Here is a 22,729-nt window from a genome sequence, read left to right as displayed (position 1 = left end):
CAAAGGTTTTCATATGCAATCATATCAATGTTTTGATGCCATCGTTATCGGCTCTGGGCCCGGAGGCGAAAGTGCGGCAATGGGGCTGGCTAAACAAGGTAAATCGGTAGCCATCATTGAACGTTATCACTGTGTTGGCGGCGGATGTACACACTGGGGCACCATTCCTTCTAAAGCGCTACGACACACCGTAAGCCGTATCACTGAATTCAGACAAAACCCTTTACTACATAATGATAATCTCTACACCATCAAACCTTCTTTTGCTGATATTTTGCATCATGCGGCGCGGGTGATCAAAGAACAAGTCCGTATGCGCCAAGATTTTTACCATCGTAACGGTTGCAAGATTTTATACGGCGAGGCTCGCTTTATTGATAGCAAAACGATCGCCGTACATCATGATGACAACAGCTCTGATATCCTCGAAGCGAAATTTATTATTATCGCCACCGGCTCTAAACCCTATCGCCCTGAAGCCGTTGATTTTACACATGCACGTATTTACGACAGTGACACTATTTTGCAACTAACTCAGCAACCTAAAAATATTATTATTTATGGCGCTGGGGTGATAGGTTGTGAGTATGCTTCTATCTTCCGTGGACTCAGTGTCAAAGTTGATTTGATCAATACCCGCTCTCACTTATTGGCCTTTCTCGATCAAGATATGTCAGACGCACTTTCCTGCCATTTTTCCAACGATGGTGTGATCATTCGTCATAATGAGGAGTTTGAAAGCATTGAAGGAACGGCAGACAAGGTGATCCTTCATCTAAAATCGGGTAAAAAGATGCAAGCGGATTGTTTACTGTACGCCAATGGTCGCACTGGGAATACACATGCTATCGGCCTGGAAAATATTGGTTTGCAAGCCGATGAACGTGGTTTTCTTAAGATCAACCACATGTATCAAACCACCCTGCCTCATATTTATGCCGTTGGTGATGTGGTGGGTTATCCCAGTTTAGCCTCCGCAGCTTATGATCAAGGGAGGATCGCCGCGCAAGCCATTATTTACGGTGAAGCTAGCGTTCATTTGATTGAGAACATCCCAACTGGGATTTACACTATCCCCGAGATCAGTTCCGTTGGTAAAACGGAACAACAGCTGACACAAATGAAAGTCCCCTACGAAGTTGGCCGAGCACAATTTAAACACCTGGCGAGAGCACAAATCGTTGGTATAAAAGAGGGCAGCTTAAAAATTTTATTTCATCGCGAAAATAAAAAGATTTTAGGTATTCACTGTTTTGGTGAACGAGCGGCTGAAATTATCCATATTGGCCAGGCGATTATGGAACAAAAAGGGCAAGGTAATAACATCGAATATTTTGTCAATACGACTTTTAATTACCCAACGATGGCAGAAGCGTATCGAGTAGCGGCGCTTAATGGTTTAAACCGTTTGTTTTAAGCGCCTATACCCTTCGCCTTGAATCAAATTAGACTGATTTGGCTATGTCTGTACACTCCGGTTGCTGTGCGCCGTGCGCCTTGACTTCGCATAACGAACTAGGGTTTGGAAAGAGGTCTATTGATTGCCGCCTTGCCGTAACGCGAAATTCATTGGGTATAGAACAAAGGTAATTCAGTAAGTCGATATCAGTATCGACACCCAACTTTGTCATTGCTGATTTTTTCTGACTACTAATTGTTTTTATACTACGGTTAAACTTTTTAGCAATCTCCGTCACAAGAAAACCATTAGCGAATAAACGTAAAACCTCACTTTCTTTTGGTGATAACGGTTTATTGCTGTAATTATTCACATTCATACTGTCTATCAGTTTGATAACGGTTTTTGGAATATATCTTTGTCCTTTTTGTAAAGCAGCAAATAACTGAGCTAAATCTGTTGGGGCACCTTGTTTTAATACCATGCCAGCAATATCTAGTCCTAAAACATTATTTAGGATCGCTGGATTATTATTGAGAGTAAGGATGATGATCATTAGGTGTGGATAATGACGTTTGATGTATTTAATAAGTCTAATGCCATCACCATATTTCCCACCAGGCACCGAGAGATCCGTAATCAAAATATTGGCACTAAGTTTAGATAAATTATTGATTAATGTTGTTGATTCTTGAAATTCAGCGACTATATTCACTTGCTCAAGATCTTCAAGCGACTTGCGAATGCCGAATAATACGATGGGATCATCATCGACAATAATGACATTAATAATTTTATCCATGACATCCCTCAATAAAAACACAGCGAGCACTGCGCCGCCGTCGAGTATACTCTTTGTCTTTCAAGTTACGGCTTTGTTGTCTGCGGGTGTTCGCCTCATGGTATGTCTACGCTCATCGGTCGGTCGCCCTGGCCGCCTTGCCGTAACGCGAAATTCATTGGGTATAGATTTTGCAAAAAATCGAGTGATAACAATTTTAAACAGGCGCTACGATCAGTACTTTCATGAAATAATTTTTTCCAGTTCCGTTATGATAATAGAGGCGGTAAGCGTATGCATCTTTTTATGCTTGGAGGTAAGCGCGATCTGGTTTTTTCCATAACCACCGATTAAAGCCGGATCCGTTGGGCCAAATAACGTGATATTAGGACGATCTAATGCCGCAGTAAGATGACTTAGTCCAGTATCAACAGAAACCACCGCCGTGGCATTGAATAAAATTTCGGCTATTTGTTGCAATGGAAGTTTTGGCAACACCTCGACATGAGGGAAATCGCCTGCCAAACGTATCGCTCGCTGATGTTCATGCTCATTTCCCCAAGGTAGTTTGATCTTCAGGTCTGTTGCCTGTACCCATTGAATCAGTTGGATCCAATGCGCTTCTGGCCAATATTTATTGCTGCGGGTTGTCGCATGTAAAAATACTAAATAGGGCGCCGTCGTTGCCTCTGATCGATAGAGAAAATGTTGGGCAATGCCATAATCCCCCTTGCTTTGAGGTCGTTCATAATTAAAACTCTTAGCAAAGAGCTGGCGGGTACGCTCTACCGCATGCTGTTGATTATCGATGGCATGGCGACAGTGATAAAACCAGCTAGCAAATGACTCGCGGGCACTTTTATAATCCGGGCCATGTTTGTTCCCTTTAGCAAAACGTGTCACTAACGCAGCACTTTTCAATAACCCTTGTGCATCGATTATCAGGTCATAGTGCCGCTGCTGTATCTTGTTTATAAAGGCGTAACGCTCCTGACGAATATGACGAGCGAACCAGTTTTTGCGCCACCGACGGATGGCAACAGGAATGACTTGATCAACGATTGGGTGCCAACTTGGGATTTGAGAAAATTGCTCTTCGATGACCCAATCGATACGGAGATCGGGTATTGCTTTCATTGCATCGGTTACGGCGGGCAACGTATGTAACACATCCCCCATTGAGGAAGTTTTTACTAGCAAAACATGCATCAATCTGTCTCTCTTGCGGGCTATTTGGCGAATAGCTGTTCAAAAATAAAATAAATTAAATTATTTAAAACAAGTAGATGTATTATTTTAGATAAAATAACAGGCAACGAAAGGCAATGTTTTGGTCATTATTTATCAATTATCTCGTCTTTTCATTTTGACCTGTTATTTTTGTCATTGTACATCAATATTCTCGTTGCTTGTCTAATAAAATTCTTTTTTATTAGGCAACAGATATAAGGTTATTCTCTAAAAGTCAGTCATGTTATTTCGTGTCTTTTCCACAGCTATCTCCGTAAATACTGCCTGCCCATTTGAGGTAATCTAGAGACTGGTACTGAGTATAGCCAAATCAGTTTAATTTGATTTTGTGTTGTCGTCGCTTACCGTACTATACCCTTCGCCTTTGAATGGCCGCCTAGCGGCAACTTCAAGGGCTGTGGGTATATTTGTACTGTCTGTGCTCCTGTCGCCTTGAATCAAATTAGACTGATTCAGCTATATCGTCAATGAAAGAGCGGCGATTACCTAGAGATGGGGTCATATACCCAATGAATTTCGAGTTATGGCAAGGCGGCAATCAATCGAATCCCCGAAGTGTACAATACGCTTTCGGAAGTGCTCCTCATCAATTATCTTGCAATGAAAATGTTCACAATTAAAGTCGCGATTTGTATTTTCTTCATAGGATTTTCTCCCCACTTTTTTATGTTTTCCTTATATATTTTCCTGTCTGTTGACCCGTAGAAAGAAAGCTCAATACATTGTTAATGTAAAGAAATTCAAAACTACATAAAAATAATTGGAATAAAAATTTGTAACAATAATAAACTCAATCTATAGTAATTTCACAAGTTTCACTACGTATTATTATATAGAGATGGTGAATGACTTAGATATTGGTTTGGATAATCAGCCTAATGTTATAGCCGAGTCAGTTTAATTTGATTCAAGACGACAGGAGTACAGACAGTACAAATAGTACGGTAAGCGACGACAACACAGAATCAAATTAAAATGATTTAGTTATATCCGTCTGTAAAGGATAAGCAGGGTTAGGCATATAACTGAATATAAAAAGATACATCTTAGATAATTAGGAGGAAGGTATTATGACAATATCAATATGTAATCCAGTGATCTTAGTGGCAGTTGGTCAAATTCAAACAAAAAATTCAACCCATGTTAAATCTTAATGGACTTTATTAACCCGCGTTCGTCGAAAATTTCGGAAAGGTAACTTATAAAATTAAGGATTTTATTTTTAGAATTTTATAAATCATCGAAAAATCCGGTTTTAGAACGAATCATCTATAAACAGCAATAAGCAATAAAATAGCTGATTTGTCGAAAAAATAATGATTGGGACTAAGTGGCACAGGTCAGGACTAAAAATAAACTACCCATTCAGAGGTAGATTTACATGAAAATGTATACCCACTGTCCTTCAAGTTGCAGCGTCGCGGTCAGGGCGTGAGACCGATGAACGTCGGACGACTCCCCCGCAACCAACAACGCGGCGGCTTTAAAGGCAAAGGGTACAAATGCATTTCAGTATGTGTTGACATACGCCTTTCAGGGCGTCTAAAACGGGCAGCGTTGTTGCCGGCCACTATTACTCATTTTTTGCTCCAGGGAAATAGTTTTGTACTTTTTCACTTAACCTAATTTTGAGGAACATATATGCCGACATTACCGCAACGTTTTATTTCACTTTCCGTTTTGGCTCTCGTTACTATGACCATTCTTCCCGGTTGTGCCCCGAAAGCAAATAAAACTGTGCAACCTTCCCGTCCTACCACTGAAACGGGTAGCAGCAACCAATGCATGAACAATTTCACCCTACTCAAAAAGCTTAACCCGTCTGCCTATACTAAGTACAAGGCTCAGTTCGGCAAAATAGATGAGTCTTATACCTATTACCAAAAAAATCGGGGGCTGCTGGAGAAAGACCCCTCAGAGTTGATAGAGCTGAACCTGAACGACAAACTAAACATGATATGCGAGCGAGTGAAGAGTCAAACGTTTATCGAACATCATCAACGGATGAAAGTGATTTCAACCATCTGAAAAACATCACCTGCATTTCTGAAGTGATTTCAATCATCTGAAAAACATCATCTGTATTTCTTAGATGGAAGGCTTTTTTTCGCCTGACTGATTAAATATCCGATTGACTTTAAGGGAAAAGCATCATGAACTGGTTGTCCCCCCTTGTTAAAAAAAGAATATCTTTCTGGCTGCTTATTAACTGGTTTTTCACCTCTCTGATACTGCCTCTTTATATGCCGTTGGCACAGGCCGCAGAAACCAGTGAGATGAGGAAACTCATGGCAGAAAGCGCTCTCGACACAGACAGCAATATGTCTGTAACAGAAGGAAACAAACACCTGGCCAAGAAAAAGGCTATTCATCCCCGCCATGCTAAAAAGAGTAGCTCTCACTCTAAAAAGAGTAGCTCTTCGCGAAAAGTACATTCACTGCCTTCATTGGGTACTGATACGGCAAAATCTGAAGTGCCTAATACGACACGTAACCATGAAGAAACTGACGTGCAACGTTGGCAGGGAAACTTCGAGAATCTATGGGGCGTCATGTCTTCGCCTGATACTAACCGTGCAACCAGAGACTTCGCTACGAGTCAGGTGACGGGTATGGCGAACCGGATGGCTGAAGATGCTGTCCGTGACTGGTTATCCCATAAGGGTAATGCCCGAGTGTCTTTTAGCTATCCGGCGAAAGGCAGCGCAGATGTGCTGATCCCTGCATGGGATACCAAAAATCACCTTATCTTCGGGCAAGCAGGTGTTCGACTTGACAGAGAGCGAAATACCTGGAATGCCGGGTTAGGCTGGCGATATTACCCCAGCAAACAATGGATGCTAGGGGTGAATAGTTTCTACGACTATGACCACACCGGCGGGAACGCACGATGGGGCGCCGGTGTTGAAGCAAGAACTGACTACCTGAGCCTGTCAGCGAACCGCTACTTCCGCATAACGGACTGGCATCAGTCTCCACTGAAAAATATGGAAGACTATGATGAGCGTCCGGCAAACGGGTATGATCTGCGCGGGAAGTTCTGGCTTCCGTCCTTTCCGAAAATTGGCGGAGAGTTGGCATACGAGAAATATTTTGGCAAAAATGTCTCAATAAAAAGAGATGCCTCCCCTGACTCCCTGCACGATGCACCCTATGCTTTGACCAGTTCGGTGAATTATACGCCGTTCCCGCTTGTCACCATGAGTGTAGGACATAAATCGGGTTCGATCAGTGAAACCATAGCGAAGCTGCAGCTTAACTACCAGTTTGGGCAGCCACTGAGTGTGCAGTTTGACGGGGAAAATGTGAAGTTGATGCGCAGCCTTGCGGGCAGTCGCTATGATTTTGTCGATCGTAACTACAACATTGTGATGCAATACCGTAAGCAGCCGATGATTTCACTGACTTTGCCTGCCTCCTTGACCGGTCAAGCACGATCTATAGTACGGGTTAATGCGACCGTATGGGCTAAGCATGGTATCAAGAAAGTAGACTGGCAGTCACCGGACTTGCTAGCTGCCGGAGGCGCAGTTACGTCTGGCGACTCAGTGACACAGGCTAAGGTCAAGCTTCCAAAATGGAAGGCGGGAGGAAACAATACTTACCGTTTGACAGCGGTGGCAACTGACGTGAAAGGAAACAGTACAGAGCAGGCAGAGACGCTGCTGCATGTGGAAGAGAGTACTGCCAACATCTATGGTAATCTGACGGTGGACAAAGAAAGTGCCCCAGCAAGTGGCACTGACATCGTCACCTATACCGCGTCGGTAACAGATGCTAAGGGCAATCCGGTTGAGGGTCAGGATGTGAACTGGAAGACTGATCTGGGCAAGCTGAGTGGGTCTTCGAGCGTTACCGACAAAGACGGTAAGGCGACCATCCAGCTGACCTCAACGGTGATGGGCATTGCCAAGGTGAGCGCCAACACCAACGAAAAGCCAGCAGCGAACGCGCCTGAGGTGAAATTCACAGCAGACATCACATCTGCACATATAGCCAGCGGCGACCTGAAGGTGGACAAAAAAGAGGTTGTTGCCGACGGCACTGAGGTGGCGACCTACACGGCGAAGGTCACAGACGCCCGCGGCAATATTCTTCCCGACTATGAGGTTGTCTGGAGTACCGACGTAGGCACGCTGGAAAAGGGCACCAGTACAACGGACGAGAATGGTATCGCCACCATTGAGCTGAGCCACACGGTAGCGGAAAAAGCGACCGTGACGGCAACAGTCAGGAAGAAGGACAGGAAGGCGCCTGTGGTGCAGTTCATCGCCGATGTGAGCACTGCGGAGATAACGGTGGTGTCAGCCAAGCAGAAGATTACCGGCACGGGCGTGGAAACCACCAAGCTGACGGCAACGGTGATGGATATGAACAAAAACCCGATATCCAATTATTCCCTGAAATGGGAAACCTCACTGGGCACAGTAACTGTCGGCAAAGACCCCACGGACAGAAAGGGCAGAGCAACAGCCACGCTGAAGGCTCCGCTATTCGAGTCTCCCGAACACACCTCAAATGGTGAGGCATTAGTCACGGCAACAGGAAATGCAAAAGGAATCACAGTAAACGGGGAAACCACCGTCACCGTGCGTGCAGTCCTTAATGTAGGAGGGAAGCATTACTGGACGATGCTCACAGATCATCCAACAAACAATGAGAAAATCGCGATGAGTAACTGTAGTCGATTCGGCGGCGGTAGGGTGGCTAGCGAGAAGAATGTAAATGATGACTTCGTAAGTGTAAATGGTAAGGGTGATTTTAAGGACATGACTGTATCCGGTGAATTTGTAAACCAATGGTATTACCTTGCCGGCTTCAAGATGGGGGGAGATTTCCATTCAGATACGAATATGAATAAACCAGCAGTCGCCGTCTTCGGGACGTCAAATTATGTCTGCGTCAAATAAATTCAACTTGCTAAGGAGGCGATAGTAGAACGCACCGACAGAACACGGTAGCGTGCTTAAAAACCCCATGTTGATACATGGGGTTTTTTTATGTGTAGGCCGCCTAGCGACAACTTGAAGGACGATGAAATGTAAATGCATTTGTATGTGTTGACATACGCTTTTCAGGGCGCTTTAATTGGCGGCGTTATCGCCAGCCACGATTACTCATTTTTCGCTCCAGGGAAATAATTCCGTACTTTTTTCACTTAACCTATTTTGAGGAACATATATGCCGACGTTACCGCAACGTTTTATTTCACTTTCCGTTTTGGCTCTCGTTACCCTGATCACGCTTTCCGGTTGTGCCCCAAAAGCAAATAAAGTTGTGCAACCCCTTTCCCCTTCCAGCGCAGCAGTAGAGGGTGATAAGGGTACTACTGCCCCTAAAACTGATAGTAGCCAGTGCATGGACAACTTCACCCTACTCCAAAAACTTAACCCGTCTGCCTATTCTAAGTACAATGCTCAGTTCGATAAAATCCGTAATTCTTACTCCTATTACCAAAAGCACCGGGATCTGCTGGAAAAAGATCCGGCAGAATTGATGAGTCTGACGCTGAAAGACAAACTAAACCTGATATGTGAGCGAGTGAAGAGCCAGACGTTTATCGAACTCAGTCAACGGATGAAAGTGATTTCAACCATCTGAAAAAAACATCACCGGTATTTTTGAGATAAAAGGTGCTTTTTCGAGATTTGTCGCATTAAGCAGCAGGGGGTTAACATGTTGCTTTTTTTGCGGTGTTATTGGGTGATCGTTCTGATGATAATACGCACAGTTCGAGAGGATATAGCCGAATCAGCTTAATTTGATTTGATGCAAGGCAGTGGAGCACAGACAGTATAAATAGTACGGCAAGCGACGATAACACAGAATCAAATTAAGCTGATTCGGCTATTAATGTGGCTATTTTGCGAATAGCTACTGTATTTTATTTACAATAAAAATCAATCGAAATTAGGTCAAAATGCCGAGCAAAGTATTTCGTATCCTAACATCTTACTTGGTCAGTTTGCACCCTACATTAAGCGCCGGGCACAAAGTCAGTAACTTCTGGACAAATCGTTGAACCCATGTCGCCGCTCCGCTCTTGTCAAGATTTAAAGGAGAGGTCAGCCATTGCATAACCTGTTTTAGCCTTGGCATAGGCGGATACTGGAGTACTTCTGCCGAAGTATACCGCCACTGACTTACCAAGGAGCGGACTGTTGCGCTTCCCCCAACATAGCCTCGTGTTTTCAGTTTGCGGAACAGTAACGCAGCATTATGACAACCGCTATTCCCTTGTTCTCTGAGCCAGGTTTGCTCATTGAAGCCAATGACTTGACGTGGACGAGGTCGTTTACCGCATAATGGAGAGCCGCCTGTCTGTAGCCATCGGCGAACCGTCTTGTCACTGATACCGGCTGTTAACGCAATTTCTGTTTGTGCCATGCCTTTATTTTTCAGTACGCTGACATGCTCAAACAAGAGACGGCGTTGTTGCTGGGTGGCTGTCTCCTGCTGTGGAGAAACCGTGATGATAGGCGCTGATTGCAAAGCAGCCAGCGCCTGGGTTTTTATGGCGTGGTAGGTTTCCTTCACAGCGACCCAGTGACGTTTCAGAAAACGTTCAAAATGATCACTCGCATTGCGGATAAGATGCCAGCGGTCGGCAATCTGTATCGTCTGTGGAGCACCGGTTTTGGCGCCATCAGCATAAGCCACCGCCCTGTCACGAGTAATTATTTTTATTTCCGGTCTTGTTTTCAGCCATTCCGCCAGAGAGGTAGCTGAACGACCAGAAAGTAACGCAACCGGCCGGTGCGTGCTCTGAGCAACAATAATAGTCCCATAGTGATGCCCCTTCTTCCATGCCCAGTCATCCACACCAATATGGGTAAGTTGCTCAGGCTCCGAGAGCGGAAGTTGCATTATTCTGCGTATGAGGGTATCTCCACTGACTCTGACCCCGAATGAATAAGCCAGACGGGTTGTCAGTTCTACCAACTGCCTGGAACTTCGTTGCCATCGGGGTGCCAGTGTCGAGATTGATTCCTGAAACGTTCATTGCCGACATCTGCTGTTGGTGCAACAAAATCGCTGAAGACGAAAGCATAGTATCAGGGTCTTTCCTCCACAGGGTAAATGCTGAAGTCGTCGGTGAGTAAAGCCGTAACGACAGCGGCTTTTCATATTGCATTGGGGACAATACGCAGAATGTTTGCGATGTTGAAGCAACAGTTCAACCCGCCGATCACTTAAAGAATAATCGGCGATCCCCCACTTTCGAGGGAGAGCGAGTAATTTTTTGAGCATGATCATTTTCAATAGATAAAAAGTCAGAAAATGATTTATATCTCAGTTAGCTACGACGTTCAGCACCAACATTATTTGCGGAAGAGCCCATTTTAAAGTAGCAAAAAAATGGTCAATCTAAAGTATGGAAACCCTGAAAAACCGCTAAAAGTAGTCTATTCTGTTAGCAATAATTTTTTTAGGTTAATAGTGAAATGAAAACGAAATCGACGAGACGAGCCGACTTTTAAGCGCAAATGAATAGGATAGTTCCCTGGGAAAAGATTCTGGCCAAACTCAGTCGTCATTACCCCAAGGCAAGCTCTAAAGGCGGCAGACCGGCGAAACCGTTAGAAGTGATGCTGCGGATTTATTTTTTACAGAATGGATTTAATTATGCTGATTTATCGATGGAAGAAGCGTTATACGACATCCCCTTATTACGTCAATTTGCGGGGGGTATGTGTCGATGCCATTCCCTCCGATCCCACTATCCTGCATTTTCGTCATTGGCTGGAAAAACATCATTTAAGCGAAGCGCTGTTTGAAGAAATTAATACGCATTTAGCTTCGCTTCAGCTATTTATCAAACGGGGTAGCATTGTCGATGCTACGATTATTGATGCACCCAGTTCAACTCAAAACCGGCAAAATACTCGTGAGCCAGACATGAAAGCCACCCGTAAAGGTAATCAGTGCTACTAATACGGCGCAATTATTCAGCTTATTTGCTTTGACCAATCTCTTTCTCGCTAGAAAAATCCTGCTCTGTAACCCCTGATTTTCCATTGATACTGAAAAAAAGTGTATCCGCCGTCTCTTATACCCTTCGCCTTTCAAGTTACGGCTTTGTTGTCTGCGGGTGCTCGCCGAATCACGTAGTATGTCTACGCTCATCGGTCGGTCGCCCTTGCCACCTTGCCGTAACTCGAAATTCATTGGGTATATACCGTAAAAAAAGAGTGCATTAATTTCCTTTTTTATTACATGACGTTAAGAATTAACGCTATTAGCTCAAAATATAGCATTCATTATCGGTTCTTCAGGGTTTCCATATATCCCCCCAATCAATCGTCTCATGGACTATCAGGATCCGATTCACCATGCCCATTTTCATAAAAAGTCATTTTCTATTAGATATGAACAAGTAATTATTACTTATTACGGCTATCTACTACCCTTAAATATAACGAGGCTTTTTTGGGAAGGGGCTTATTATGATTAATATGTCAGTGAGTTTGCCTATATTATCCATTCCTCAAACCGGTGAAGGGGGTCATTCTAGCGAGTCAAATAAGATCTTACTTTGTATCGGTGATGAAGGATCTCGCACTTCAATAAGAGAGCCACATTTTTCAACAAGTAGCGTCACCGATTCCCTCGTTAACAAAGGGTTAATAAGAAATGAAATGATTGAACCAATACAATACACGCTAGAAGAATATAAAAAAAATAATAGACTGGCAGTAATCAAATGTCATGGCTCTACGAGTCCTTGCCTAGAGCTTTTTAGTCGTACTCGCGGAGAGTTTGGTGATACCACAACATTAGAAAAAAGTATTAATCTTAGTGATTATCAATTTCATCAGTCAATGGTAGATTATGATAATGAAGATTTTGTGAGTATCCACTTTGATGAAAATGCTAACACTACAGATACAGAGCATTTATTAACAAAAACAAACGCTAAAAATGGTATTGATGATTGTTATATTAAAAACGTTCTATTAAAAGAAGTGAATCGTTATGGCAAACCAGTGATCAGGTTAAAGCTTATCGCTTGGCTGGCTGAAAAATTATTTGGTATTTATGGTGTAGGACAAACTAACTCTGCCTCTTGTGCTAAATCAGTGGTTGATACCGTGCAAACAAAAATATTACACCGTGCCATGCCTAAGGCGAAAGGGGCTGACGCTACCGAGCTCGGAATAAAAAATATGGAGCTTAAGTGTTGTGGTTCTATTCAACAACTTGCTATCAAACTCGCAAAAAATAAAAAGAATATAAATGGCGTCCTAGTGATCCCACAGAACACAAGCTGGGGGCGTTCTTTTTTCCGCCCGACACGCGAGCATATCTGCAATGTTGTGACCATCAATAATCAAGCCTATTTGATTGATAGCCAAAGGCGAAAACATTGTAAAGTTGATCTTTCTGATCCACATGAAAAATTAATTCAAACACTCAAGGGGTTTATCGGCTCTATAGGAGAGGGGGATATTAGCCTATATGACGCGGGATTTGTTGCTAAAAAATCCACTTTCTCTTAACGCTTCTCGCAATCTCTTGTACTCATTACGAAGGTTGCTGTGTACCGTGCGCATTAACTTCACTCCCTCTCTACCCTTCGCCTTTAAAGCTGTCACGTTGTTGGCTCCGGGTGTTCGCCGAATCAGGTAGTCTATACCCAATGAATTTCGAGTTACGGCAAGGCGGCAAGGGCGACCGACCGATGAGCGTAGACCTACTACGTGATTCGGCGAGCACCCGCAGACAACAAAGCTGTAACTTGAAAGGCGAAGGGTATATAACAAACTTCATTGAGATTGCTGAGTATTTTCCGCCGCTTTAACAATGTCGATAAATTTATCTGCCTCGAGTGAAGCACCGCCAACCAAGGCACCATCAATATCCGGCTGCTTAAACAATTCTGCCGCATTATTAGCATTAACAGAACCACCATATTGAATAATTATTTTTTCAGCCACCTGAGCATTTTGTTGTGCAATGCAATCGCGAATAAATTTATGTGTCTTCTGCGCCTGTTGTGGCGTTGCTGATAGGCCAGTACCAATCGCCCAAACCGGCTCATAAGCGATGACGGCGTTTTCGAAGGCTTTGACACCGAGTGTCTCTAATACCGTATCCAATTGCCTCTTACAAACGGTTTCAGTTTGTCCAGCTTCATTTTCAGCCTGAGATTCGCCGATACAAAGCACAGGAATCAATCCCTCGCTCTTCAATACGGCAAACTTTTTAGCGATGATTTCATCATTTTCATGGTGATAAGTACGACGTTCAGAATGACCAATAATAACGTACTTTACCCCGATCTCTTTTAGCATTGAAGCCGCAATCTCTCCAGTAAAAGCCCCTTTGAGATTAACATCGACATTTTGTGCTGCCAGAGAAATATTGTCACCCCCATCCACCAGCTGAGCTCGAGCTTGAGCGAGATAAACCATTGGGGGCGCAATGGCAACACTACAATTCTGGATCCCACTCAATGTTGTACGTAATTCAGTAATTAATTTTGCAACCATTTGCTGACTACCGTTTAATTTCCAGTTCCCCATAACCAGTGGACGACGATACATGTTTATTTCTCCAGATTTTTTTGCTTCAAAGGCGAAGACTATAGTATGAGAGGCTGTTCAAAATTTTTTGTCAAAAAAGAACGCAAAAAAGATTTGGAACAGGCTATTGAAGCAGAAGATTACCAATATTGTTCACTGCTGATATGTCCGGGCTGACCGCGTAAATTTTTCTGCATTTGACGCGTGTCTTGCAGTATTTTTTGAGTATCACGTACCATCTGTGGATTACCGCATAACATGACATGGCTTTGATGATTAATATCAAGGCCTACTGTTTTTTCCAATAAATGATTTTCAATTAACGCGGGAATACGCCCATGTAGCGAAGTGGCCGTTTTTTCTCTGCTGACCACAGTTTGAATATGCAATCTACCGTTGAAACACTTTTTCAGCTGTTGCATCAGCGGTAAATAGTTAAGATCACAACTCAATCTAGCAGCATGTACCAGTACTACCTGTTTAAAACGTGCTAAATCTTCTCCTGCTTGTAAGATTGATAAATAAGGACCTATACCGGTACCTGTTGCTAGCATCCACAAAGTATCGCAACTGGGTATTTCAGATAAAACGAAAAACCCTCTGGCTTCCTCGCTGATCATAATTTCTTCATTGACAGATAATTGATGCAAGTGAGGACTAAGCTGACCTTTTGGGATTTTTACCAGATAAAATTCAAGATGATTATCACTTGGCGCATTGACATAAGAATAAGCGCGCGTGACTCGTTTACCATCAATCAGTAAAGCGAGTTTAGTGTATTGACCCGGGATAAAAGCAGCAATAGGCGCCTTGATTTTTACCCTAAACAAAGTGTCCGTCCAATGCTCTACATCAATCACTTTACCCTTAACCCATTGAGCCATAAACTCTCATTCCCCATTTATATTAATGAAGCGCTAAGAGCCTATTCGAAATCTCTTGTGCTGACATAACCTACTGCCTGGTATGAATTCCGCGTGACTCGGGTTCGCCATCTTCATGTACTCGTATTAACGAAGATTGCTGTGCGCCTTGACTTCATACAGCCGAATCAGTTTAATTTGATTCTGTGTCGTCGTCGCGTGCCGTACTATTTGTACTGTCTGTGCTCCTCCGTCTTGAATCAAATTAAACTGATTCGGCTATACCACTCATGATTACTTTTGCAAGAAGTCTTCAGTCAAAAAAGGGCTCAAAATGCTCATTTACGTTATGTAAACTGCACTTTTTCGCCCGTTTTTCCATCAATTGAGCGTCGCTAAAAAAGATTTTGAATAGGCTCTAAGACCCATTTTATTTAGCGGCTGTGTTTTTAGCACAGTATCTTATTTTTTAATATGAATAACCGGTGTTTCACCGACGGTAACAATCCCTGTCAGTTTAGTCATTTCTTTCATTTCTTCCAGATTGGAAATAATAACAGGTGTCAGAACAGATTCTGCTTTATCTTGTAAGAAAGCAAGATCGAACTCAATAATCACCGCTCCCTTTTTAACCCGTTGTCCTTCTTCAGCAATACGTTTAAAGCCTTCGCCCTTCAATTTAACAGTATCAATACCAAAATGGACGAACATCTCAATACCACAATCAGATTCAATGGAGAAAGCATGGTTAGTTTCAAAAATTTTGCCGATGGTACCATCAACTGGAGCCACCATCTTATTGTTATTGCCTGTTGGCCTAATCGCAACCCCATCACCTACAATTTTTTCTGCAAAAACAACATCTGGTACATCTTCGATGTTCACAATTTCACCAGATAACGGTGCGACAATTTCAACAGTAGCATCGTCTTTTTTATCGTCTGATACCAGAGACTTTAGCCTATCGAGCAACCCCATGAATGTCCTCCTACGTATTAATTTTTGGGTTATATTCCATAATTTTGTTGTCAACCAAGGTTTTTGTCTTCGATAAATTGTTCCACTAATCCTCTCACCTCTTGCGCCGTTGCTTGAGCCAAGGCGTTTTCTGCTAGCACCTTGGCATCCGAAAACCTAACGTTGCGAATAATTTTTTTGATACGGGGAATCGAAATAGCACTCATGCTGAACTCATCCAATCCCATTCCCAATAGCAGCAGTGTAGCATGTGCATCTCCTGCGAGTTCACCGCATATCCCCGTCCATTTGTTCTGAGCATGAGATGCATCAATCACTTGTTTTATAAGGCGTAACACTGCCGGCGACATGGGATCATAGAGAGAAGAAATAAGCTCGTTACCACGATCGACTGCCAGAGCATACTGAGTTAAATCATTGGTTCCAATACTAAAAAAATCCACTTCTTTTGCCAGATGATCCGCCATGATTGCTGCTGCTGGCGTTTCTACCATGATACCGATTTCAATGTCTTCATCGAAGGCCTTTTTTTCATCTCGTAATTGTTGTTTCAGTATGTCAAGTTCTTTTTTCAATTCGCGCACTTCATTGATTGATATAATCATTGGAAACATAATGCGCAATTTGCCAAATGCGGAAGCACGTAAGATAGCCCGCAGCTGAGCATGTAAAATTTCTTTACGATCTAAACAAATACGAATGGCTCGCCAACCTAAAAACGGATTATCCTCTTTCGGTAATCCCATATAAGGCAGGTCTTTATCACCGCCAATATCCATCGTCCGAATAATCACTGCCTGGTTATTCATCTTCTCAGCGACAGCTTTATAGTCTAGAAACTGTTTTTCTTCTGTAGGTAGCCTATCACTATCCATAAATAAAAATTCAGTACGATACAAACCAATACTTTCTGCGCCATTACGCTTAGCACTGCCGATATCTTGTACTGTACCAATGTTAGCTGCCAATTCAACCTGATGCCCATCTAGCGTCATCGCCGGCATATCTTTGAGTTTAGACAGTTCGACTTTCTCAGCAATATATTGTTTTTTTAAATTTTGAAGCTGCTCTATCTCCTCGGCTGTTGGATTAATATAAATTTTATTGTTAATCGCATCGAGGATTAAATTATCATCATTTTTTACTCGTTGGGTGATGTTATGGGCACCGACAATCGCCGGTAACTCTAAAGAGCGCGCCATAATAGAAGTGTGGGAAGTTCGTCCGCCCAAATCAGTAATAAAACCAAGCACTTTGTCAAGGTTAAGTTGTGCCGTCTCAGAGGGAGTTAAATCTGCAGCAACCAGGATCACTTCCTCTGAAATCGTGTTCAGATCAATAATATCTAAGCCCAATATATTCTTTAGCAAGCGTTTACCGACATCACGTGTGTCAGTCGCTCTTTCTCTTAGGTACTCGTCATCAAGTCCTGCTAGCTCTCGTGCTTGAGATTCAATCACTGAATGAGCCGCAGCCTCTGCTGTTACTAATTGCTCAGTAATCTGTTTAGTAATTTCCTGCTGAAGGTCTTCATCTTCTAGCAACATAATATGCGCTTCAAAAATTTCCGCCTTATCTTCTCCCAGCATTTTTGTAGCTTTGGTTTGTATTGCTGTTAGCTGTTGACAAGATTTTTTACACCCAGCTTCGAAACGTTCGATTTCTTGCGTGACTTCTTCAGCGGATATTTTTTTATCGTTGATAACAATATTATCTTCTAACAATAAACGCGCTTTACCAAAAGCAATACCTGGTGATACTGAAATCATAGCCTTACCTTACTCCTATTATCGGTTTAAAAAGACAAGGTTATCTTATTCAAGCTCATTCATCAGTTTTACCAAATGTTCGACTGCTTTTTGTTCATCATCTCCCTGCGCTTGGATAGTAACCTTGCTCCCTTGGGTCAGACCCAGCGTTTGCAATTTGAATAAACTTTTAGCATTCGCCTCTTTGCTACCTGAGGTGACAGTAATGTCAGAAGAAAATGTTTTTGCTTCTTTGACAAACTTTGCCGCAGGGCGAGTATGCAAACCATTTGGAGCGGTAATAGTAACTTCTTGTTTAAACATGATTTTCTCAACTTATTTTGGATTTATATTGCGGAGCTTAAGTGTAAAACTAGGCTCTTAGACTCAAGCCTATCTAACATAACGGTTTAGTTAATCACTAAACCAAAAAGGCAAAATCAATTATAATGTGGTCAAAATTTTGATCTAGCCCACAAAAAAAGTATTTAGATCAGTATTTTTTAAATTTTCAACATAATGCTGCCGCTTTTTATTGCTGTCTACGACAAAAATGTAAGTAATTTGGCGTATAATTAATCAAAATGAGACGAACCGCCTTTAATATAATTGAATAACAGCCGAAAATAACCGTAGGTGCTAAGCATCTATACCCAATGAATTTCGAGTTACGGCAAGGCGGCAATCAATCAAATCCCAGGAGTGTACAGGTAGTACATGACAGAGGATGAGTGATCACTGCCAACGCACCGTAACTTGAAAGACAAAGGGTATATTCCAAATTTTTTTAGTAGCCCGCAGAGATTTCGAACACGCTTTAATGCATACCATACTGTTTGATTCTCTATAAATATAAAATATTGGGCTATCATATCGGTAAGCTTTTTCACTGGCTAGCCATAAGTTGTGCGGTTAAGAGATTAAACGATAAGTATAATCACTTTTCTTGGTAGGAAATTGAGCACGGATCTGCACTGGCGTGCATTGAACGGTAGTATTTAAGAGCCTATTCGAAATCTTCTTGAGCTCAGCGATTTCGAATAGGCTCTAGAAGATATGTATACGCCTTTGTAGCAATCTATCGAAACCACAAAATTGTAGAGATTCTAACGATGCAGGATTTGCGTCTAATATTAATCATTGTTGGTGTCATCGCCATAATCGCTTTGTTATTTCATAGTCTGTGGATCGGCAATAAAGAACGCTCTGCGCTGTTTCGTGATCGCTCAATTCAACCTAAGCGACCTCAAGAAAACAATGAAACGTTATTTGACGAAGAAGGTGTGGGAGAAGTGCGAGTGGTTACCTCAGTTACTCCCAATAAAGTTTTTCCCCACCAAAGAGATAAAAAAAATAAGATCACACAGGTTCAATCGACTGATAAAACTAAGTCAACATTGGCAAAAAAAGTGTCGCGTCAAACCGAGGCCGTCCCACTTACGGCACAAAAAGCAAATGAAAATAACGATCAGCTAATTAAGGATAAATCTTGCACAGCCACCGATGAAAAAGATTTATTAAATGAAGCCAAGTCATCAGAGCCAGAAAGTGATAAACAGCGCTCAGAAAAGCTATTAGTGCTACATGTTGTTGCTCATCAAGGTGATGTTCTTTCAGGTGAACGACTATTACCCAGTATTTTTCAGGAGGGTTTTCACTTTGGTGAAATGAATATCTTCCATCGACATGTCAGCCCGGCAGGGGATGGACCGGTGTTATTTAGTCTAGCAAACATGATCAAGCCCGGATCTTTTAATCTTAGTACCATGCCCGATTTTACCACCCCGGGGATTTCAATATTTATGATGCTGCCTTCTGCCTATGGTAAAGCTAGCCAAAATTTTAAATTGATGCTGCAATCAGCTCAACGGATTGCAGATGATGTCGGAGGTGTGGTGCAAGACGATGAACACCGCATGATGACACCACAAAAACTGGCAGAATATAATAATTATGTCCGTTGTAGTATTTGATGCTAATCACAATATACCCTTCGTCTTTGAAGCCGCCGCGTTGTTGGCTACGAACCCTCGCCCTCATGGTATGTCCACGCTCATCGGTCAGTCGCGCCCTGGCAGTCGAAGGCAACTTCAAAGACGAAGGGTATAAAATTGCAGTGTTCATGACAGGAAATATCGGCAATAATAATGATCTATGAAATCAATAATTCAACAAATTAACCAACGACGAGCTACATTACAGCACCATGAATATCAATATCACGTGTTGGATAATCCTGAAATACCTGATGCTGAATATGATCGTTTAATGAATGAATTACGGGAATTAGAAACACAATACCCTGAACTAATTTGTGCAGACTCGCCCACTCAACGTGTAGGAGCAGTACCATTAAATATCTTCGAGCAAGTAAAACATGAATCTCCTATGTTGTCGTTGGACAACGTATTCGATGAAAAAAGTTACCTCGCATTTCACCAACGATTACATAATCGCTTAAATGTTACCGAAGAGCTCGCCTTCTGCTGTGAGCCGAAATTGGATGGCGTGGCGGTCAGTTTGCTGTATGAAAAGGGTGAATTGGTGAGAGCCGCTACCCGGGGTGATGGCAGTATTGGCGAAAATATCACCGCTAATGTACGTACTATTCGCACTATCCCCTTGCGCTTACGGGGCGATGATATTCCACAACAAATTGAAATACGCGGCGAAGTTTTTATGCCGTTGATAGGTTTTGCGCAATTTAACGAAGCAGCAAGACATAAGGCGGAAAAAATTTTTTCTAATCCACGTAATGCAGCCGCGGGATCGCTGCGCCAACTTGATTCACGCATTACGGCTAAACGGCCATTAGATTTTTTTTGTTATGGTATGGGGCTACTCAAGGGAGGCGCTCTACCGCAACATCATTTGCAACGTTTACTGCAATTTAAAGCTTGGGGTTTACCTGTGAGTGACCAAATAAAACGTTGCATTGGTAGTGATCAAATCATTGCTTTCTATCGTCATCTTGAACAACAACGTGACAGATTAGATTTTGATATTGATGGGGTAGTCATCAAAGTGGACGATCTCTCATTGCAAGAACGATTGGGCTTTAGTGCTCGAGCTCCTCGCTGGGCTACCGCGTTTAAATTTCCAGCACAGGAAAAAATGACTCAAGTCCGTCAGGTAGAATTTCAAGTTGGACGCACAGGGGCAATCACCCCGGTCGCGAGATTAGAGCCCATCCAGCTCGCCGGTGTAATGGTAAGTAATGCGACTTTACATAACGCTGATGAAATAAAACGCCTTGATCTACATATCGGCGATACCGTTATTATACGCCGAGCGGGGGATGTGATCCCTAAAATCGTTAGCGTGTTAATGGATGCACGGCCTTTAGAAGCGCAGGAAGTGAGTTTCCCATTGCATTGCCCAGTATGTGGTTCAGATATTGAACGCCTTGAAGGCGAAACTATTGCCCGTTGTAGTGGTGCGCTATTGTGTCCGGCACAACGTAAGAAAACACTGCAACATTTTGTCTCTCGTCGTGCGCTCGATGTCGATGGCATGGGTGATAAAATCATTGAGCAGCTGGTGACAAAAGAATACGTAAAACATCCTGCAGATTTATTTCATTTGACCGTCGAAAAATTGATGGGATTAAATCGAATGGGAGCCAAATCAGCGCATAATCTGATAACCGCGTTAGAAAAAGCGAAACAAACGACTTTTCCTCGTTTCTTGTATGCACTTGGGATCCGGGAGGTAGGTGAAACGACAGCTGCAAATTTAGCGGCGCATTTTCGTACTTTATCTCATTTACGTAGCGCCGATGTTGAGGCGTTAAAACAGGTAGCAGATGTCGGCGTGGTCGTCGCAACGCATGTCATTAACTTTTTAGCACAAGAACATAATCAGCATGTTATTAACGCGCTAGAAGCGGTAATTCATTGGCCGGAGCCAGAACAAATAATCGCTGTAGCGGAAGAGAGCAATAATATATTCACCAGTAAAACCATAGTACTCACTGGGTCATTAAATAGTCTCTCGCGGGAGAACGCTAAAGATCGGTTAGTTGCCTTAGGCGCTAAAGTCAGCAATAGTGTTTCGAAAAAAACCGATTTAGTTATTGCCGGTGAAGGCGCCGGGTCTAAGCTAATAAAAGCCCAGGAACTGGGGATAAAAGTGATCACCGAAGATGAAATGCTACGTTTATTGAGCGATTGACAGTTTTACAAGCCGTAATTCAGCGTCGCTCAAGAAAATTTCGAATCGGCGCTTAGAAAAAATGTGTTTATTCATATATAACTGAACAAAATTCCCAAGAATAATATTAATCCGACATAATTATTGTTTAAAAAAGCACGAAAACATCCATTCGGTTCACGGTTAGCTATTATTTTTTGTTGATAAAGAAATAAAACGCCTGCAATTAAAATTGAATAATAAAATACATTATCCAATTGCATCAGATAACCCACGGTTATCATCAAAAGTAAAGTAACCAGCTGTAAGGCACCAATAACCAATTTATCGTATTGACCAAATAGGATCGCCGTAGATTTCACGCCAATTTTCAAATCATCATCACGGTCTACCATGGCATACTGAGTATCATAGGTGATAGTCCAACAAATATTAGCCAACAATAATAGCCAGCAAACCAGTGGCAAGCTGCTGCTGACAGCAGAAAATCCCATCGGAATAGACCAACCAAATGCCACTCCCAATACCACTTGTGGTAAATGGGTAATACGTTTCATAAACGGATAAATCCAAGCCAACGCTAAGGCGACTAATGATAATTCGATCGTCATCCGATTTAGTGTTAACACTAAAGCAAAGGCAAACAGCAGTAATACGACAAACAAAATTTTACTTTCGTACGCACTGATCGCCCCACTGACCAATGGCCGATTTACCGTACGCTTCACATGGCCATCAATATCACGATCAACATAATCATTTATCACACAACCGGCAGCCCGCATCAGAAAAACACCCAAGACAAATACCATCAATATGGTTATATCAGGCATTCCTCGTTGTGCTAACCACAATGCCCACAATGTCGGCCACAGTAGTAGTAATGAACCAATGGGTTTGTCAAGACGCATCACATGGCAATAAGCCTTCCATTTACTCTGAATAACCTGCCTTTTCAATTCAGCGTTCTCCAATATAGGGTTAGAAAATTAAACTTCTAACATTAGATCTCTTTAAAACCTGCTGAGTGA

The 22,729-nt window shown here is 42.5% G+C and carries 19 protein-coding genes and 2 pseudogenes; 11 read left to right on the top strand and 10 right to left on the bottom strand.

The genetic code is table 11. The features are described from left to right. The first annotated feature begins 13 nt into the window (after positions 1-13). On the top strand, positions 14-1,417 hold the full coding sequence (gene sthA / locus AACL30_RS02415; RefSeq protein WP_339057696.1) for a Si-specific NAD(P)(+) transhydrogenase: 1,404 nt from the start codon (positions 14-16) through the stop codon (positions 1,415-1,417). Between the two features lie 157 nt (positions 1,418-1,574). Here sthA and rcsB read toward each other — a convergent pair. Together rcsB and rfaC are read right to left on the bottom strand one after the other, a co-directional pair. Further along, positions 1,575-2,201: pseudogene (rcsB, locus tag AACL30_RS02410) on the bottom strand (response regulator transcription factor RcsB); the annotation flags it as partial. Between the two features lie 222 nt (positions 2,202-2,423). Next, a complete protein-coding gene (rfaC, locus tag AACL30_RS02405; protein ID WP_339057695.1) occupies positions 2,424-3,389 on the bottom strand; it encodes a lipopolysaccharide heptosyltransferase RfaC in 966 nt (321 codons plus the stop codon). 1,482 nt (positions 3,390-4,871) lie between these two features. Between rfaC and AACL30_RS02400 the strand changes: the two genes are divergently transcribed. The 4 genes from AACL30_RS02400 to AACL30_RS02385 all read left to right on the top strand — a co-directional run bounded on the left by AACL30_RS02400 (position 4,872) and on the right by AACL30_RS02385 (position 9,032). Next, complete coding sequence (locus AACL30_RS02400; protein WP_339057694.1) at positions 4,872-5,057, top strand: hypothetical protein; 186 nt, start codon at positions 4,872-4,874, stop codon at positions 5,055-5,057. Between the two features lie 15 nt (positions 5,058-5,072). Further along, positions 5,073-5,459, top strand: a complete 387-nt coding sequence (locus AACL30_RS02395; protein WP_339057693.1) for a hypothetical protein — start codon at positions 5,073-5,075, stop codon at positions 5,457-5,459. Positions 5,460-5,584: 125 nt separating this feature from the next. Beyond that, the gene (locus tag AACL30_RS02390; protein ID WP_339057692.1) at positions 5,585-8,341 is read left to right on the top strand and encodes an inverse autotransporter beta domain-containing protein; all 2,757 of its coding nucleotides are present in this window, start codon (positions 5,585-5,587) and stop codon (positions 8,339-8,341) included. 271 nt (positions 8,342-8,612) lie between these two features. Next, positions 8,613-9,032, top strand: coding sequence for a hypothetical protein (locus AACL30_RS02385; RefSeq protein ID WP_339057691.1), 420 nt, complete (start codon positions 8,613-8,615; stop codon positions 9,030-9,032). Positions 9,033-9,383: 351 nt separating this feature from the next. Here AACL30_RS02385 and AACL30_RS02380 read toward each other — a convergent pair whose 3' ends face one another. Continuing rightward, the gene (locus AACL30_RS02380; RefSeq protein ID WP_339057690.1) at positions 9,384-10,373 is read right to left on the bottom strand and encodes a transposase; all 990 of its coding nucleotides are present in this window, start codon (positions 10,371-10,373) and stop codon (positions 9,384-9,386) included. A gap of 545 nt (positions 10,374-10,918) precedes the next feature. Between AACL30_RS02380 and AACL30_RS16290 the strand changes: the two are divergent. Continuing rightward, positions 10,919-11,059: pseudogene (locus AACL30_RS16290) on the top strand (IS5/IS1182 family transposase); the annotation flags it as partial. Next, positions 11,058-11,366: a hypothetical protein gene (locus AACL30_RS02375; RefSeq protein ID WP_339057689.1), complete on the top strand. Its 309-nt coding sequence runs from the start codon at positions 11,058-11,060 to the stop codon at positions 11,364-11,366. The pseudogene AACL30_RS16290 and the gene AACL30_RS02375, both read left to right, overlap by 2 nt. Here AACL30_RS02375 and AACL30_RS02370 read toward each other — a convergent pair. Then, positions 11,295-11,600 (bottom strand): hypothetical protein, encoded by a 306-nt coding sequence (locus tag AACL30_RS02370; protein ID WP_339057688.1) that lies wholly within the window; start codon positions 11,598-11,600, stop codon positions 11,295-11,297. The two genes, AACL30_RS02375 and AACL30_RS02370, sit on opposite strands and share 72 nt — an antisense overlap. Positions 11,601-11,878: 278 nt before the next feature. Here AACL30_RS02370 and AACL30_RS02365 point away from each other — a divergent pair, with 278 nt between their 5' ends. Together AACL30_RS02365 and AACL30_RS02360 are read left to right on the top strand one after the other, a co-directional pair. Continuing rightward, positions 11,879-12,931, top strand: a complete 1,053-nt coding sequence (locus tag AACL30_RS02365; protein ID WP_339057687.1) for a hypothetical protein — start codon at positions 11,879-11,881, stop codon at positions 12,929-12,931. A 140-nt stretch (positions 12,932-13,071) separates the two neighbouring features. Further along, the gene (locus AACL30_RS02360) at positions 13,072-13,233 is read left to right on the top strand and encodes a hypothetical protein (RefSeq protein WP_339057686.1); all 162 of its coding nucleotides are present in this window, start codon (positions 13,072-13,074) and stop codon (positions 13,231-13,233) included. Here the strand turns inward: AACL30_RS02360 and tpiA are convergent. The 5 genes from tpiA to ptsH form a co-directional block, all read right to left on the bottom strand. Beyond that, positions 13,199-13,978 carry a triose-phosphate isomerase gene (gene tpiA / locus AACL30_RS02355; protein ID WP_339057685.1) on the bottom strand — a complete coding sequence of 260 codons (780 nt, stop codon included), beginning with the start codon at positions 13,976-13,978 and terminating at the stop codon, positions 13,199-13,201. The genes AACL30_RS02360 and tpiA overlap by 35 nt on opposite strands. A 119-nt stretch (positions 13,979-14,097) precedes the next feature. Further along, the gene (fpr, locus tag AACL30_RS02350) at positions 14,098-14,841 is read right to left on the bottom strand and encodes a ferredoxin--NADP(+) reductase (protein WP_339057684.1); all 744 of its coding nucleotides are present in this window, start codon (positions 14,839-14,841) and stop codon (positions 14,098-14,100) included. 441 nt (positions 14,842-15,282) lie between these two features. Beyond that, complete coding sequence (crr, locus tag AACL30_RS02345; protein WP_339057683.1) at positions 15,283-15,798, bottom strand: PTS glucose transporter subunit IIA; 516 nt, start codon at positions 15,796-15,798, stop codon at positions 15,283-15,285. Between the two features lie 50 nt (positions 15,799-15,848). Further along, complete coding sequence (ptsI, locus tag AACL30_RS02340; protein ID WP_339057682.1) at positions 15,849-17,567, bottom strand: phosphoenolpyruvate-protein phosphotransferase PtsI; 1,719 nt, start codon at positions 17,565-17,567, stop codon at positions 15,849-15,851. Positions 17,568-17,612: 45 nt separating this feature from the next. Further along, the gene (ptsH, locus tag AACL30_RS02335; protein ID WP_339057681.1) at positions 17,613-17,870 is read right to left on the bottom strand and encodes a phosphocarrier protein Hpr; all 258 of its coding nucleotides are present in this window, start codon (positions 17,868-17,870) and stop codon (positions 17,613-17,615) included. Positions 17,871-18,658: 788 nt separating this feature from the next. Here ptsH and zipA point away from each other — a divergent pair. After that, positions 18,659-19,519, top strand: a complete 861-nt coding sequence (gene zipA, locus AACL30_RS02330) for a cell division protein ZipA (protein ID WP_339057680.1) — start codon at positions 18,659-18,661, stop codon at positions 19,517-19,519. Between the two features lie 181 nt (positions 19,520-19,700). After that, entirely contained in the window at positions 19,701-21,719 is a 2,019-nt protein-coding gene (gene ligA / locus AACL30_RS02325) for an NAD-dependent DNA ligase LigA (RefSeq protein ID WP_339057679.1), read from the top strand. Positions 21,720-21,790: 71 nt separating this feature from the next. Here ligA and ubiA read toward each other — a convergent pair whose 3' ends face one another. Further along, the gene (gene ubiA, locus AACL30_RS02320) at positions 21,791-22,657 is read right to left on the bottom strand and encodes a 4-hydroxybenzoate octaprenyltransferase (protein WP_339057678.1); all 867 of its coding nucleotides are present in this window, start codon (positions 22,655-22,657) and stop codon (positions 21,791-21,793) included. Between the last annotated feature and the right edge of the window lie 72 nt (positions 22,658-22,729).

The organism is Candidatus Regiella endosymbiont of Tuberolachnus salignus, assembly GCF_964020115.1.
Lineage (GTDB): Bacteria > Pseudomonadota > Gammaproteobacteria > Enterobacterales > Enterobacteriaceae > Regiella > Regiella insecticola.
The sequence above is the reverse complement of the archived record's forward strand: the minus strand, read 5'-3'. Positions and strand labels throughout refer to the sequence as shown.